At 70.1% G+C, this 14394-nt stretch carries 14 protein-coding genes; 10 read left to right on the top strand and 4 right to left on the bottom strand.

Annotated features, from left to right (window positions below; genetic code table 11):
* The first annotated feature begins 1 nt into the window (after nucleotide 1).
* The 3 genes from ACQEVJ_RS02155 to sigJ all read left to right on the top strand — a co-directional run bounded on the left by ACQEVJ_RS02155 (nucleotide 2) and on the right by sigJ (nucleotide 2296).
* On the top strand, nucleotides 2-877 hold the full coding sequence (locus ACQEVJ_RS02155) for an NAD(P)H-binding protein (RefSeq protein WP_433096601.1): 876 nt from the start codon (nucleotides 2-4) through the stop codon (nucleotides 875-877).
* 7 nt (nucleotides 878-884) lie between these two features.
* Complete coding sequence (locus tag ACQEVJ_RS02150) at nucleotides 885-1271, top strand: DoxX family protein (protein ID WP_433096599.1); 387 nt, start codon at nucleotides 885-887, stop codon at nucleotides 1269-1271.
* Nucleotides 1272-1363: 92 nt separating this feature from the next.
* Nucleotides 1364-2296: an RNA polymerase sigma factor SigJ gene (gene sigJ / locus ACQEVJ_RS02145; RefSeq protein ID WP_433096597.1), complete on the top strand. Its 933-nt coding sequence runs from the start codon at nucleotides 1364-1366 to the stop codon at nucleotides 2294-2296.
* 65 nt (nucleotides 2297-2361) lie between these two features.
* Here sigJ and ACQEVJ_RS02140 read toward each other — a convergent pair whose 3' ends face one another.
* Entirely contained in the window at nucleotides 2362-4191 is a 1830-nt protein-coding gene (locus tag ACQEVJ_RS02140; protein WP_433096595.1) for an ABC transporter ATP-binding protein, read from the bottom strand.
* 211 nt (nucleotides 4192-4402) lie between these two features.
* On the opposite strand from ACQEVJ_RS02140, the gene ACQEVJ_RS02135 reads away from it, so the two are divergent.
* The 7 genes from ACQEVJ_RS02135 (at nucleotide 4403) to ACQEVJ_RS02105 (ending at nucleotide 11264) form a co-directional block, all read left to right on the top strand.
* Nucleotides 4403-5470 carry a LacI family DNA-binding transcriptional regulator gene (locus ACQEVJ_RS02135; protein ID WP_433096593.1) on the top strand — a complete coding sequence of 356 codons (1068 nt, stop codon included), beginning with the start codon at nucleotides 4403-4405 and terminating at the stop codon, nucleotides 5468-5470.
* Between the two features lie 420 nt (nucleotides 5471-5890).
* A complete protein-coding gene (locus ACQEVJ_RS02130; RefSeq protein WP_433096591.1) occupies nucleotides 5891-7192 on the top strand; it encodes an MFS transporter in 1302 nt (433 codons plus the stop codon).
* Nucleotides 7189-7968 (top strand): SDR family NAD(P)-dependent oxidoreductase, encoded by a 780-nt coding sequence (locus tag ACQEVJ_RS02125; RefSeq protein WP_433096589.1) that lies wholly within the window; start codon nucleotides 7189-7191, stop codon nucleotides 7966-7968. The genes ACQEVJ_RS02130 and ACQEVJ_RS02125 overlap by 4 nt, the downstream gene beginning before the upstream one ends.
* 12 nt (nucleotides 7969-7980) lie before the next feature.
* A complete protein-coding gene (locus ACQEVJ_RS02120) occupies nucleotides 7981-8712 on the top strand; it encodes an SDR family NAD(P)-dependent oxidoreductase (RefSeq protein WP_433096587.1) in 732 nt (243 codons plus the stop codon).
* A gap of 116 nt (nucleotides 8713-8828) precedes the next feature.
* Nucleotides 8829-9800 carry an asparaginase gene (locus tag ACQEVJ_RS02115; RefSeq protein WP_433096585.1) on the top strand — a complete coding sequence of 324 codons (972 nt, stop codon included), beginning with the start codon at nucleotides 8829-8831 and terminating at the stop codon, nucleotides 9798-9800.
* Nucleotides 9801-9834: 34 nt separating this feature from the next.
* On the top strand, nucleotides 9835-10713 hold the full coding sequence (locus tag ACQEVJ_RS02110) for a polysaccharide deacetylase family protein (RefSeq protein ID WP_433096582.1): 879 nt from the start codon (nucleotides 9835-9837) through the stop codon (nucleotides 10711-10713).
* A gap of 41 nt (nucleotides 10714-10754) precedes the next feature.
* Nucleotides 10755-11264, top strand: coding sequence for a hypothetical protein (locus ACQEVJ_RS02105; protein WP_433096580.1), 510 nt, complete (start codon nucleotides 10755-10757; stop codon nucleotides 11262-11264).
* 59 nt (nucleotides 11265-11323) lie between these two features.
* Here ACQEVJ_RS02105 and ACQEVJ_RS02100 read toward each other — a convergent pair whose 3' ends face one another.
* The 3 genes from ACQEVJ_RS02100 to ACQEVJ_RS02090 form a co-directional block, all read right to left on the bottom strand.
* Nucleotides 11324-12115, bottom strand: a complete 792-nt coding sequence (locus tag ACQEVJ_RS02100) for a carbohydrate ABC transporter permease (protein ID WP_433096578.1) — start codon at nucleotides 12113-12115, stop codon at nucleotides 11324-11326.
* 64 nt (nucleotides 12116-12179) lie between these two features.
* Nucleotides 12180-13127, bottom strand: coding sequence for a carbohydrate ABC transporter permease (locus ACQEVJ_RS02095; protein ID WP_433096576.1), 948 nt, complete (start codon nucleotides 13125-13127; stop codon nucleotides 12180-12182).
* Nucleotide 13128: 1 nt separating this feature from the next.
* The gene (locus tag ACQEVJ_RS02090) at nucleotides 13129-14382 is read right to left on the bottom strand and encodes an ABC transporter substrate-binding protein (protein ID WP_433096574.1); all 1254 of its coding nucleotides are present in this window, start codon (nucleotides 14380-14382) and stop codon (nucleotides 13129-13131) included.
* Nucleotides 14383-14394: the final 12 nt, after the last annotated feature.

The following is a 14394-nucleotide window of genomic DNA, read 5'->3' as shown; positions in this document are numbered from 1 at the left end:
CATGAAAGCGAAACCCATGATCCTCATCACCGGAGCCACCGGCGCCGTCGGCCGTCTCGTCGTCCAGCGGCTCGTCGCCGAAGGCGCCCGCGTACGCGCCGTGAGCCGCTCCCCGCGCGACGCTGCCCTGCCGTACGGCGTGGAGGTCGTCCAGGGCGACCCGGCCCGGCCCGACACCACGGCCGGACACTTCGCCGGCGTCGAGGCGGTCTTCCTGCATTCGCGCACCTTCGGCGACTCCGCCGACCGGCTCCTCTCCCTGGCCGCCGAGCGGGGCGTGCGCAAAGTGGTGGCCCTGTCGGCGATGAACATCGACGACCCGTTCGACCTGCAGCCGTCCCGCCGGCGGGGAGACCGGAACAAGGAGGCCGAGGAAGCGGCCGTCGCCAGCGGCCTGGCCTGGACCAGCCTGCGCGCCGGCAGCTTCGCCGGCAACACCCTGCGGGCGTGGGGCGCCCAGATCCGCGCCGGAGACGTCGTGCGCTACGTGCACGCGGGCTTCCGGGAGTCCGTGCTCGACGAGCGGGATCTGGCCGAGGTCGCGGCCCGCGCACTGCTCACCGACGAACTGGCGGGCCGCCGGCTGGAGCTCACCGGACCGGAGTCGCTGTCGCACGAGGAGATGGTGGCCGTGATCGCCGCCGCGCTCGGCAGGCCCCTGCGCTTCGAGGAACTCCCGCCGCGGGCCGTCGCTGCACACCTGATCGGCAACGGGCTGCCGGAACCGTTCGTGCGCGCCTTGATGGCCCGCTACGACCACTACGCCGGCCGCGACCAGCATCCCGCGACAGGTGAGGTCGACAAGGTCCTCGGCCGTCCCGCACGGACGTACGCCGACTGGGTGGCCGACCACATCGCCGCCTTCCGGAACGGATGAGCCCTCGATGCCGACCGCCTACGTCGTCACCGCTCTGGTGACCATCGCCTTCAACACCTTCTCCGGATTCGCGGCCATGACCCGGTTCGCGCCGATCATGCGTACCCTCGGCCCCGCGCTCGCCCGAGCCGGCGTGCCGGAGTCGTGGCTGGTCTGGCCGATCGGCGCGCTGAAGGCCCTGGGCGCGCTGGGACTCGCGCTCGGGCTACTGGGCGTGCCCCTCGTGGGCACGGCCGCCGCCGCGGGCCTCGTCCTCTACTTCGTCTGCGCCCTGTACACCCATCTGCGCGTCGGCGACTTCTCACCCCAGTTCTACCTGGCGATCGTGTTCCTCGGCCTGGCGGTCGCCACGCTGGCGCTCGATCCCGCCCTCGTGCTGCACGCGACACGCTGATCGGGCAGCCTGACACCGTGGTTTTCCCGGCCGAGGTCACACTCTCGTGCTCAACGGGCTCTTGAGGAGTATCCGTAACGGCAAGGAGTCCCATGATGCGTGAGATCCCCGCGGCCGACGCCTCCGAGGCGTTCGCCGGCCACCGCGAGTTGTTGTTCTCCATCGTCTACAACATGCTCGGCACGGTCGGCGACACCGAGGACGTGCTTCAGGAGACCTGGCTGGCGTGGGCGGCACGAGATGTGGCCGGCATCGACAACCCCCGCGCGTACCTGGTGCGTGTCGCGGTCAACCAGGCCCTCGCCCACCAGAGCGCGTTGCGCAGGCGCAAGGAGACCTACCTGGGCCCGTGGCTGCCGGAACCTCTGATCACCGGTCCCGACGCCGCCGAGCCCGCCGTACGCGCGGAGTCGGTGTCGATCGCGCTGCTGGTGATCCTGGAGACGCTCACCCCGCTGGAGCGGGCCGTGTTCGTCCTGCACGAGGTGTTCGCCTACCAGCACACCGAGATCGCCGCCATGCTGGACCGCAGCCCGACCGCGATCCGGCAGATCGCCCACCGGGCGCGCGAACACGTACAGGCGCGGCGTCCGCGCGCCCGGGTCGATCGGCGTACGCACCGGGAGGTGACCGAGCGCTTCGTCGAGGCGGCGTTCGGCGGTGACCTGCCCGCGCTGATGGAGATGCTCGCGCCGGACGTCGTCCTGTGGCCCGACGGCGGTGGCAAGTCGGCGGCGGGCGGGCCGCGTCCGATCCGTGGCCGCGACAAGGTCGCCCGGGTGGTCGTGGCCAACGCGCGCGGCGGCGTGGACGTCCGGCACCGCCAGGTCAACGGCGACCCCTCCGTGGTGATCTTCGCGGAGGACGCGCCCCTCGCCGTGATGGTGCTCGACCTCGACGCAGGCGGGGAGCAGGTGCGCGACATCTACGTGGTCAGCAACCCCGACAAGCTCGGATCCGTCTCCGACCACACCGCCGAGCAAGGTCCAGAAACCCCTGAAAGGCGTGACACGACGAGCCGATGAGAGTCACCGCACCGTGCGAGGCTCAGCCGAGCTCAGGTCGTGTGCGTTCCGGACCCGGGTGCCGGTCAACGGTGGAGCGCGTCGGGGGCGCTGTCCTCGATGAGGAAGCCTCCGGACTGGTGGTGCCAGAGCCGGGCGTACGGGCCTTCTGCCTGCAGCAATTCGCCGTGGGTGCCCTGCTCCACGATGTGTCCCCGGTTGAGCACGACAAGCCGGTCCATGCGGACGACGGTGCTCAGGCGGTGCGCGACCACGAGTGCGGTCCGGTCCTGCATCAGGCGCCACAAGGCTTCCTGGACGAGGATCTCGCTTTCTGAGTCCAGGGCGCTGGTCGCCTCGTCCAGCAGCAGGATGGGGGCGTCGCGCAGGATGGCCCGCGCGAGCGCGATGCGTTGCCGCTGGCCGCCGGAGAGCTTGACGCCACGCTCGCCGACCAGGGTGTCGAACCCGTCCGGCAGGGACTCGACGAACTCCGTGACGTGTGCCGCCCGCGCGGCCCGGAGGATCTCGGCGTCGGTGGCGCCCGGCCGGGCGAACGCGAGGTTGTCGCGCACGGACCGGTGGAACATGGCGGGTTCCTGAGGAACGTAGGCGATCAGGCTGCGCAGGTCGGCTTGACGCAGCCGGGCGATGTCCTGACCGCCGATCAGGATCCTGCCTCCGTTCACGTCCATGAGACGCAGCAACAGCCGGGTGAGCGTGCTCTTGCCGCCGCCGGACTGGCCGACCAGCCCGATCTTGGTGCCGCTGGGGATGTCGAGGTCCAGGTCGTCGAACAGGGGCGGGCCATCCGCGTACCCGAACCTCACCCGTTCGAAGCGGACGCCCGCGTCGGCCGGGCGCAGTGGCTGCGGATCGACGGGATCCACCACGGTCGGCGGCACGAGGAGCAGCTCGGTGAACTGGGCCGCCTCGGTGAGCACGCTCTCGATGCGCCGGTAGATCTGGTTGAACTCGAACATGATGCTGATCGTGTTCGTGTAGTAGGTGAACGTCACCACGATGGCCTCCACACCGAGACCGCCGCGGAGCGCCACGGCGAGGAGCAGGCCCACGGCGCTGGTGAGCACCGACAGCGGGGCGACGACGGTGTCCACCCGGAGGTTGCCGTAGTCCCAGGAACGGAGGGACAACCTGCGCTGCTCGGCGATCCGCACCCGATATTCGGCGGCTTCGCGATCCTCGGCGGCGAACGCGCGGACCGACTCCATATTGGTCAGCACGTCGGCGACGTGGCCCGACACCAGCACTCTGGCGGCCTCGCGTTCGTCGACCAGGGCCTGGCGACGGCGGATGAGCGGGGCGACGAGAACGCCGGTGACGATGATGAGGCCCACGAGGACGAGGACCAGCAGCGGGTGATATCGCCACAGCACCACCGAGGCGAAGGCCAGGGGGATCACCTTGGCCACGATCGAGAAGGTGAGCGTGTCGGCGAACTCCTCGAACCTGGAGGAGAACCCGATCACCCGCTTGGTCAACGAGCCGGCGAAGTTGTCATGGAAGAAAGCGGTGTCCTTGGCCAGCAACTCGTCCATGCCCACCACGCCGAGTCGCTCGATGCCCCGGGCGTCGGTGCGGTTCAGGAAGTGCAGCCCCACCCGCCACAGCGCCTCGCCCGTCAGCAGCAACGCGCCGAAGGTGAGCACGTACGGCAGCAGCGCGTCGATGGTGCCGTCCCCGCCGCCGGACAGATGCCCCACGAGCCCGGCCACCGCCAGCGGCGCCAGGTAGAACAGGCAGATGTTCCCCAGGGCCGGCAACGTCAGCGCGGGCACCGCGACCCGCCACTGGCGCCTCAGCTCACCGCAGTAGTAGCGCAGCGCCAGCAGAACCGCCGATCGCCGCACGGATGGGCCGTCATCAGCGTCCTCGATCGCCCCGAGCACAGCCATCAGCCCTCCCGAACGCCGACATCGCCGTGGCCATGCTGCCGCAGCGTGTACGGAGAGAGCGAGCGATTTTCCGCCACCCCGGCTACGGGGAGTAATCGACGTGGGCGCAGGCGAGGTTCTCCCACATCGGCTTCGAGGCGGGAGAATGGGGCGTGGTCCCGCGCGTGTATGGTCGCGGGTTGACAAGGGATCGCGGGTGCAGGGAGTGCTGATGGGCAGGCGGACGCCCCACGCCACGCTCCAGATGATCGCCGAGGAGACGGGCGTCACCCCCTCGACGGTCTCCCGGGTGCTGAACTCGACCTCCGAGGCGGAGGCGCGCCGCTGGGCGTCCATGGAGACGATCGAGCGTGTCCGCGCCGCGGCGGCCTCGCACGGGTACACGCCCAACCCGCAGGCGGTCGGGTTACGGACGCGGCGCTCCCGGCTGATCGGCGTGATCGTGCCGAGGCTTCAGGACTACGTCCTCGCCACGATCTACGAGGGGATCGACGAGGCGGCCACGGAGAAGGGCTTCGCCACCTTCGTCACCAACTCTCTCGACGATCCGCAGAAGCGAGCGCATGCGACCGAGACGCTGCTGTCGCGCCGGGTCGAGGGCATGATCTTCGGTGACGCGCAGGTCGACGGCGAGTTCCTGCAGGGGGTCGCGGAGCGCGGCATGAAGTTCGTCCTCGTCTCCCGGCGTGCCCGCGACTATCCGTCCGTGACCTGCGACGACCATCTCGGCGGCAGGCTGGTGGGCGAGCACCTCGTGTCCATCGGACGCCGCGACGTCGCGATCCTGGCCGGTGAGCCGTACGCCTCGACCGGTCTCGACCGGACCCAGGGAGCCGTCGACGCGCTTCGCGAGGCGGGCGTGGACGTCCCGCCGCACCGCATCCTCCATGGCCGCTTCGACGCGCAGGGCGGACGGGAGGCGGCGGAGCGGATCCTCGACGGCCGCCCACTGCCGGACGCGATCTTCGCCGCCAACGACTTCGCGGCGATCGGCGTGATGGGCGCCCTGCGCGACAGGAAGCTGTCCATCCCCGACGACGTCGCGCTGGTCGGTTACAACGACACGGCGCTGGCGGCCGAGCTGCCCACCCCGCTGACCACCGTACGGTCGCCGATGCACGAGATCGGACGGCTGGGGCTGCAGATGCTGCTCGACCTGCTCGAGGGCGCCGAGGTCGAACCGCTGCGCCTGCCGCCCACGCTCGTCGTCCGCGAGTCGACGGTGTCGTCGGAGGCCTCCGGGTCCACCGGTCCTGGCGGGTCCGGCCCGCCCATGTGACCCTTGACATGGCCGGATGCCCGACTTTAACCTGCCTGCAGGTTACACAAAGGTTTGGGTAACGACCCGGGGCGCACCGATCCCCCAAGGCAGTCCAGTGCGGTCCAACGCACTCCGGTGCGGTCCTGTGCGGCCCACCCGGCCGAGTGAGTGGATCGACAACTCCGCCGCCGGCCGGCGTGACGTCGTGAACGCATACGTAACGGTCGCGCTACAAGCGCCGGCCCCGTCACATCGCACGCGAAAAGGTCACGCCTCTTACCCCGCCCCTTACACAAACCTTTGTGTAGCGCTACACAAACCTTTGTGTGCGTTGCAGCGCACCAAGTAGGAGGAGTCCCCCAAATGGGAGCTGTCCCATCGCAGGGAGCGCCGGGCGCGTCCCTGAAAGCGCCCGCGCACGAACCCTGGAACCGGCCGGTGACGAAGCGTTCGGTCGCCTACGTCAGCGTCATCGCCTTCCTCGCCTGGGTCGCCTCCGTGTACGACTACACCCTCTTCGGCACCCTCCTGCCCAAGATCGGCGAGCATTTCGGCTGGTCCACGAGCCAGTCGACGATGGTCAACACCTTCGCCACGGTCGGCGTGTTCGTCGTCTCCCTCATCGTCGGCCCGGTCCTGGACAAGATGGGCCGGAAGAAGGCCCTGGTCCTGCTGATGACCGGCGGCGCGCTCGCCTCGGGGCTCACCGGACTCGCGATCGGGGCCGTGAGCGTGGTCGTGATCCGGGCGTTCACCGGCCTGTCGCTCTCCGAAGAGGTGGTCAACGCCGTCTACCTCAACGAGATGTTCAAGAAGGTGAAGAACCGGGGCTTCGTCTTCAGCCTGGTGCAGGCGGGGTGGCCGGTGGGCGCCCTGCTGTCGGCGGGCATCACGGCGGTGCTCCTGCCGCTCGCCGGATGGCGGTGGTCCTTCCTCTTCGCCCTCGTCTTCTCCATCCCGATCATCCTGCTCGCGCTCAGGCTGCCCGAGTCGCCGACGTTCCTCGCGATGAAGGAGGTCAAGCGCCGCCAGGAGCAGGGCGATCACGCCGGGGCGCGCCTGCTCGCCGAGGAACACGACGTCACCGAGCTGGTGGACGGCAGGACGAGCGGCGCGCTCAAGGACGTCCTCGCCCCCGGTCTGCGGCGGCACACCATCAGCCTGTCGCTCGCGTGGCTCACCAACTGGATGGGCATCCAGGTCTTCTCCGTCCTCGGCACCACGGTCCTGGTCGAGGCGAAGGGCGTCTCGTTCGAGAGCGCGCTCATCGTCCTCGTCCTGTCCAACATCGCCGGATTCGCCGGATACCTCTTCCACGGCTGGATCGGCGACCGGATCGGGCGGAAGCTGACGATCACGCTCGGGTGGACCATCGGCGGCATCGTCAGCCTCCTCATGCTCCTCCTGCCCACCGGGCAGGGGCTCACCATCGCGCTCTACGCGCTGACGCTTTTCTTCCTCAACGGCCCCTACGCCGCGATGTTGTTCTACATGGGCGAGTCGTTCCCCGCACACGTACGGGGAACGGGAGCCAACGTGGCGCACGTCATGGCGCCGCTGGGCGGCATCGCCGGATCGGCGCTGCTCAGCGTGCTCCTCGCGACCGGGCTGTCCATGACCGTCGCCGCGATCACCGCCGGCTCCGTGTTCATGCTGATCTCGGGCCTCCTGATGCTCGGCACGAACACCACCAACCGGTTCGGCGACCACGCGGCAGAGAAGAAGGAGGTTCTCGCATGACCAGGGACGACGGGCTCGAAGGCAAGGTCGCGGTCATCTCGGGAGGGGCCAGCGGCATCGGCCGGGCCCTGGCCGTCGCCTACGCCCGGGCGGGGGCGCACTCGGTCGTCGGCTACTACCCCGGAGACCCGCACGACGCCGGCGAGACGGTCGCCGCCGTCGAGGCCGTGGGCGGGCGCTGCGCGGCCGTGGAGCTCGACGTCCGGTCGTACGAGCAGACCGAGCGCTTCGCCCAGGCGGCGGTGGACGCCTTCGGCCGCCTCGACATCGCCGTGGCCGCCGCGGGCGTGCTGCGCCGCCAGCCGCTCGAGGAGATGACCGACGGCGCGTGGGACGACATGCTCTCGGTCGACCTCGGCGGCGTCCTGCGCATCTTCCGCTCCTGCGCGGCGCGGATGGAGCACGGCGGCGCGCTGGTCGCCACCTCCTCGATCGCCGGCGGCGTGTACGGGTGGGAGGAGCACAGCCACTACGCGGCGGCCAAGGCCGGCGTGCTCGGTCTGTGCCGTTCCCTGGCCGTCGAGCTGGCACCGCGCGGGATCCGCGTCAACGCGGTGATCCCCGGGCTGATCGAGAGCCCGCAGTCGCTCGACGAGGTCAACTCGCTCGGGCCGCAGGGCCTGCGGGAGGCAGGAAAGATCATCCCGGCCGGGCGGGTGGGCACGGTCGACGAGGCGGCCCGGGTGATCCGGTTCCTCACCTCGGACGACGCCGCGTACGTGACCGGGCAGAGCGTCGTCGTGGACGGCGGGCTCACCGTCCGCTGGCCGAGCTGAGGGAGGACGGACATGGGAGTGCTCGACGGCCAGGTCGCCGTCATCACCGGAGCGTCGAGCGGCATCGGGGCCGCGACGGCCCGGCTGTTCGCCGCCGAAGGCGCCCGGCTCGCCCTGCTCGACGTCAAGCCCGTCCCCGGGGAACTGCTGGGCCTCGGCACGGTCACGGGCCACATCACCGACATCACCGACGCCGCCGCGGTCGAGCGCGCCATGGCCGAGGTGGTGGAACGGCACGGCCGGATCGACGTGCTGGTCAACGCCGCCGGCATCCTCGACGAGGTTCCCTTTCTCGAGATGACCCCGGAGCGCTTCGACCGGACCATCGCGGTGGACCTGCGCGGGGTCTTCCTCGCCGCCCGCTACGCCGCGCCGTACATGGTGGCTGCGGGCCGGGGCCGCATCATCAACATCGCCTCCCAGCTCGGGATCAAGGGCGGCACGAACCTCGCCCACTACGTCGCCGCCAAGTCGGGCGTGATCGGCCTGACGAAGGCCCTCGCCCTCGAACTCGCGCCGAAGGGCGTGCTCGTCAACGCCATCGCCCCCGGCCCGATCGTGACGCCGCTCATCGACGGACTGTCGGAGGAGTGGAAGCGGAGCAAGGCCGCGGAGCTGCCGCTCGGCAGGTTCGGCCGCCCCGAGGAGGTCGCGCCGACCGCGCTGCTCCTGGCCGGCTCGCCCGGCGGCGACATCTACGTCGGCCAGACTCTGGGCCCCAACTGCGGCGACGTCATGCCGTGAGCGGCGTCCCGGTGAGCAGATGTCATGCCGTGAGCGGCGTCCCGGCGAGCAGATGTCATGCCGTGAGCGGCGTCCCGGCGAGCAGCGGAACCATCGGCACGGAAGGTGAGTCTCGGATGGCACGCGTCGTCGTCATCGCGACCGGCGGCACCATCGCCTCAAGCAGCGAGCCCGGCGGCGCGGCCGTGGCGCGCAGGACCGCCGCGCAGCTGCTCGGCTCCACCGGCTACGGGGACGTCGAGGTCGAGGGCCGCGACCTGCTCAACCTCGGTTCCTACCTGCTCGGCCACCGCGAGCTACGCCTTATCGCGGAGGCCGTCGCGGCGGAGATCGCCAGGGACGACGTGACCGGCGTCGTGGTGACCCACGGCACCGACACCATGGAGGAGACGGCCTTCCTCCTGGACCTCGTCCACGACAGTGACAAGCCCGTCGTTCTCACCGGCGCGCAGCGGGCGGCCGACCAGCCCGACAGCGACGGGCCGCGCAACCTCCGGGAGGCCGTCGCCGTCGCCGCCTCCCCCCGGGCGCGCGGGTGCGGTGCGCTCATCTCCTTCGCCGGGCGGATCTTCGCCGCCCGGGGCACCCGCAAGCACCACACCGTCGCCGCCCAGCCGTTCAGGACCCTGGACGGCGGTCCCATCGGCCGGGTGGACGCGTCCGGGGTCCACATCACGGCGCGGCCCGTGCGCACGGCGCCGCTGGACCTGCCCGGTCCCCGCTTCGACGACACCCGGGTGGACGTCGTGACGGTCCACCCCGGCGCCGACGCCGCACTCGCCCGTGCCGCCGTACGCGCCGGGGCGCGGGCGGTCGTGCTCGCCGGGACCGGCGTCGGCAACGCCAACCACGCCCTGCTGGAGTGGATTTACGAGGCGGTGTCCGCGGGAACGGTCGTGGGGCTGTCCACGCGGGTGGCCGAGGGGCCCGTCCTGCCCACGTACGGCAACGGCGGCGGGGTGGACCTCGTACGCGCCGGGGCGCTGAGCGTCGGCGGGCTGCCCCTCTACCAGGCGAGGCTGCTGCTGGCGCTGCTGCTCTCCGAGGGTGTCTCCGTCACGCGGCAGACCCTCGCCGCCTATGTCTGACCCGTCCATACCAACCCTGAAGAGAGGATGCGCTGTGGCCAAGGAAATCTTCGTAGCGTTCGGGATCGACGTCGACGCCGTCGGCGGCTGGCTCGGCTCCTACGGTGGTGAGGACTCCCCGGACGACATCTCGCGCGGCCTGTTCGCCGGCGAGGTGGGCGTCCCGCGGCTCAACGCCCTGCTGAAGAAGTACGACCTGCCGTCGACCTGGTTCTGGCCGGGTCACTCCATCGAGACCTTTCCCGAGCAGTTCGACCAGGTCGTGGCCGCCGGGCACGAGATCGGCGTGCACGGATACAGCCACGAGAACCCGATCGCGATGAGCCGCGAGCAGGAGTCCACCATCCTCGACTACTGCATCGACCTCATCGAGACGCGCACCGGCCGGCGCCCCACGGGCTACGTCGCGCCGTGGTGGGAGTTCTCGCCGGTCACCAACGAGCTGCTGCTCGAACGCGGCATCAAGTACGACCACTCGCTCATGCACCGCGACTTCGAGCCGTACTACGTGCGCGTCGGCGACACCTGGTCGAAGATCGACTACGACAAGGACGCCCGCGAGTGGATGAAGCCGCTCGTGCGCGGGCAGGAGACCGACCTCGTCGAGATCCCGGCGAGCTGGTACCTCGACGACCTGCCTCCGATGATGTTCATCAAGACCAGCCCGAACAGCCACGGCTTCGTCAACCCTCGCGACATCGAGGAGATGTGGCGCGACCAGTTCGACTGGGTCTACCGCGAGTCGGAGTACGCCGTCTTCACCATGACGATTCACCCGGACGTCTCGGGCCGCCCGCAGGTCCTGCTCATGCTGGAGCGCCTCATCGAGCACATCAACAAGCACGAGGGCGTCCGGTGGTCCACGTTCGACGCCATCGCGGACGACTTCAAGGCCCGCAGCCCCCGGGCGTAACCGTCACGGCGAGGGGGCGCGAGCAGGAGGGAGGCACCCGGATGTGCGGCGCCTGTGGAGGTCCGCCCGCCGACTGGGCCGGGCCCCTCGTTTCCGGGCACCGGCGCCGGTGGGCCATCGCCCGGTTCGCCGGCGCCGTGTGCAAGGGGGTGCTGGTCCGTCCCGTCCCGCAGGGGTGGCTGGCGTCCGGCAGCACCGGAGGTGCCCGCGTCGCGCCGACCCTCGACCGGTTGCTGGACCACGTGGCCCGCTTTCTGGTCCCGGCGGGATGGGACGAGCTCGAAGCGTCGCTGCGCGACCACGAGCACGGGACCGGCCAGGATGACGACGTCCATCCCGGCTACCGTCCGCCGGTGGCGCCTCACCCGCCGAAGGCCGTCACGGTCATGAGCGTGCCGTACGACGGCGCCCTGCACCTGCGGCTCGCCGCGTTCGGGCTGGGCGTCCGTGCGTTCGACCGCCGCGCGGTCGCCCTTGACGCGCTCGACCGGGCGGCGCCGTTCCGGCTGCTCGCGGCGGACGGAAGGATCGTCGGCACCGGCCCAATGTGAGCGGAGAGCGCGCGGCCGCCTCAGGGGTGGCCGCGCGCTCCGCGACCGGGGCCATTGGGTCAGCCTTTGCTGCCGGTGTGGGCGATCCCCTGGATGAACTGTCGTTGCAGGAACACGAAGACGGCGATCACGGGAAGCGAGGCGATCAGGGAGCCGGCCATGAGGACCGGATAATCGGTCTGATACTGGCCCTGCAGCGAGGCCAGCCCCGCCGACAACGTCATTTTCTCCGGGTCGGTGTTGACCACCAGCGGCCAGAACAGGTCGTTCCACGCCCACAGGAGCACCAGCACGGACAGCGCCACCAGCCCCGGCCTGGCCAGCGGCAGCATGATCGACCAGTAGATCCGGACCGGGCCTGCGCCGTCGAGCCGGGCCGCCTCCTCCAGCTCGCGCGGCAGCCCGAGGAAGAACTGCCGCAGCAGGAACACCCCGAACGCGCTGAACAACCCGGGCACGGCGATCGCCTGGAGGCTGTTGAGCCACCCGAGCGAGGACATGATCTGATACTGCGGGATCACGAAGAGCTGCGGCGGCACCATGAGGACCGACAGGAACACCCCGAACAACACGTTCTTTCCGGGGAAGCGCAGCCGGGCGAAGGCGTAGGCGGCCATCGAGCAGAACAGCACCTGCCCGGCGACCCGGCCCGCCGCCATGATGACCGTGTTGACGAACTGGTCGCCGAACGGCAGCAGGTCGAAGACCTTGGCGTAGTTGTCCCAGTGGCCTTCCGGCAGGAACGACGGCGGCACCCGGGTGGCGCTGCTGAGCGTCTTGAGCGAGGTGACGACCTGCCACACGAACGGGGCCACCATCGCGAGCGACGCCGCGACGAGCACAGCATGCACGCCGAAAGCACCGTGCACGCCGAAAGCGCGGTGCTCAGACGCGCGGTGCTCAGACGCGCGGTGCTCAGACATAGTGCACCCACCTCCGCTGGAGCCGGAACTGCAGGATCGTCAGCCCCGCGATGAGCACGAGCAGCGCGATCACGATGGCGGCCGCGTAGCCGCGGTCGTTGGTGACGAAGGCCCGCTCGTAGAAGAGCTGCACCACGGTCTGGAGCCGCCCGTACGCCGGGTTGGCCCGCGCCGACTGGCCCGACCCGGTCATCACGAAGACGAGGTCGAACAGCTGCAGCGAGCCGATCACCGAGACGATCGAGACGAAGAACGCGGTCGGCGACAGCATCGGCAGCGTGATCGAGAAGAACTGCCTGACACGCCCTGCCCCGTCGAGGGAGGCCGCCTCGTACAGCTCCTTCGGGATGGCCTGCATGCCGGCCAGGAAGATGATCAGGTTGTAGCCGATGCTGCTCCAGACGCCCACGACGACCAGCGCGTACATGGCCGTGGCCGGATCGGCTATCCAGTTGGGCCCGTCGATGCCCACCGTCGCGAGCACCTGGTTGACCAGGCCGTAGTCGCCGTTGTAGAGCCAGCGCCAGAGCATCGCGACCGCGACCGGCATGGTGACCACGGGCAGGAAGAACGCGGTGCGGTACACGCTCACGCCCCGCAGCCCCGGCCGGTTGAGCAGCGCCGCGAACACGATCGCGAGCGGGATCCCGACCAGGCCGAGGGCGGTGTACATGAGCGTGTTGAGCACCGCCCGCCCCACCTCGGGGTCTCCGAGGAGCCGGGTGTAGTTGTCGAGCCCCGTCCAGGTGTGCCCGCCGAACGCCCCCCACTCCGTGAAGGAGAAGTAGGCGGTCTGCAGGACGGGCCACAGGTAGAAGATCGCCAGGCCGAGCCCGGTGGGGGCGATGAACGCATACCCCCAGAGCGCCTCGGCGCGGGGCCGCCGCGCCTTCTCCACGCGAGCCGCCCGGACGGCCCGCGATCCGGCGGTGGTGGTCACGTCACTCCTTGGCCAGTAGGTCGTTCATCCCGGCCGCCAGGTCCGCGGCCGCCTTCTCGATCGGCACCTCGCCGGTCCACGCCTTGGTGAGGTTAGTGAGCTCCGCCTCCTGCCAGGCGGCGGTGTTCTTGGAGACGGGGTACGGCACCGCGTACGCGACGGCGTCGAGGAAGACCTGCAGCTTCAGCTCGGGGTGCGCGCTCACCCAGGCGCTCTGGGTGCCGTTGTAGGCGGGGATCGGGCCCTTCTTGCCGAGGATGTCGGCGGCCGGCTTGGAGCCGAGGAACTTGACGAACTCCCACGCCTGCGCCGGGTGCTCGGTCTTGGCCGACATCACGTTGGCGACGCCGTGGATGATCGTGGCCTGCTTCTCACCCTTCGGCAGCGGGGCGACGTCCACCTTGTCCTTGGTGTAGTCGTTCTTGGTGAACTCGGCCACGTCCCAGGAGCCGCCCCAGTACATGGCCAGTTTGCCGGCCTCGAAGAGCTGGAGGGGGGCCGTGTCGGTCATGGTCTTCAGGTCGGGCGACTGCTTGGCGGCGATCAGGTCGGTCCAGAACTTCAGGCCCTCGATGGTCTTGGGGTCGTCGTAGCCGGACTTCCTGCCGTCCGGGGAGATCACGTAGCCGCCGGCCTGATAGATGGTGTTGTACTGGTATTCCTGGAAACTCGTGAGCTCGGCCCCGATGGCGTAGACGCCCTTGTCCGGGTCGGTGAGCTTGGCCGCCGCCTCCTTGAAGTCGGCCCAGGTCCAGTCGTCGGCCGGGTATTTCACCTTGGCGGCGTCGAAGAGCGTCTTGTTGTACCAGACGCCGACCGTGTCCATGTCCTTCGGCAGGCCGTACAGCTTGCCGTCATAGGTGTAGAGGTCGACCAGCGCCTTGGGATAGACCGACGTGTCGGCCTGCTCCTCGATCGGCTTGATCACGCCGTTGGAGGCGTAGAGCTGGAAGTTGGGGCCGTTCATCCAGAAGACGTCGGGCGCCGCCCCGCCGCTCGCCGCGGCCTTGAGCTTCGTCCAGTAATCGGCCCACGGCGTGAGCTGGACGTCGACGGCGACGTTCGGATGCGTCCTGGTGAACTCCGCCGCCAGCTCCTGCATCGCGCTCTGCTGGGTGGCGTCCCAGACTCCGTAGGACAGCGTCACCTTCTCCTGCGACTGCGCGCCGGAGCCGGCCTGCTCACCGCCCCCGCACGCGGAGGCGAGCAGTGCCGCGCAGAGCAGCGCGGCACCGCCTCGTGCCCACTTCCACATCTCCCGGTCCTC

The sequence above is a fragment of the Microbispora sp. CA-102843 genome, assembly GCF_050936215.1.
Classification (GTDB): Bacteria; Actinomycetota; Actinomycetes; order Streptosporangiales; family Streptosporangiaceae; genus Microbispora.
The sequence above is the reverse complement of the archived record's forward strand: the minus strand, read 5'-3'. Positions and strand labels throughout refer to the sequence as shown.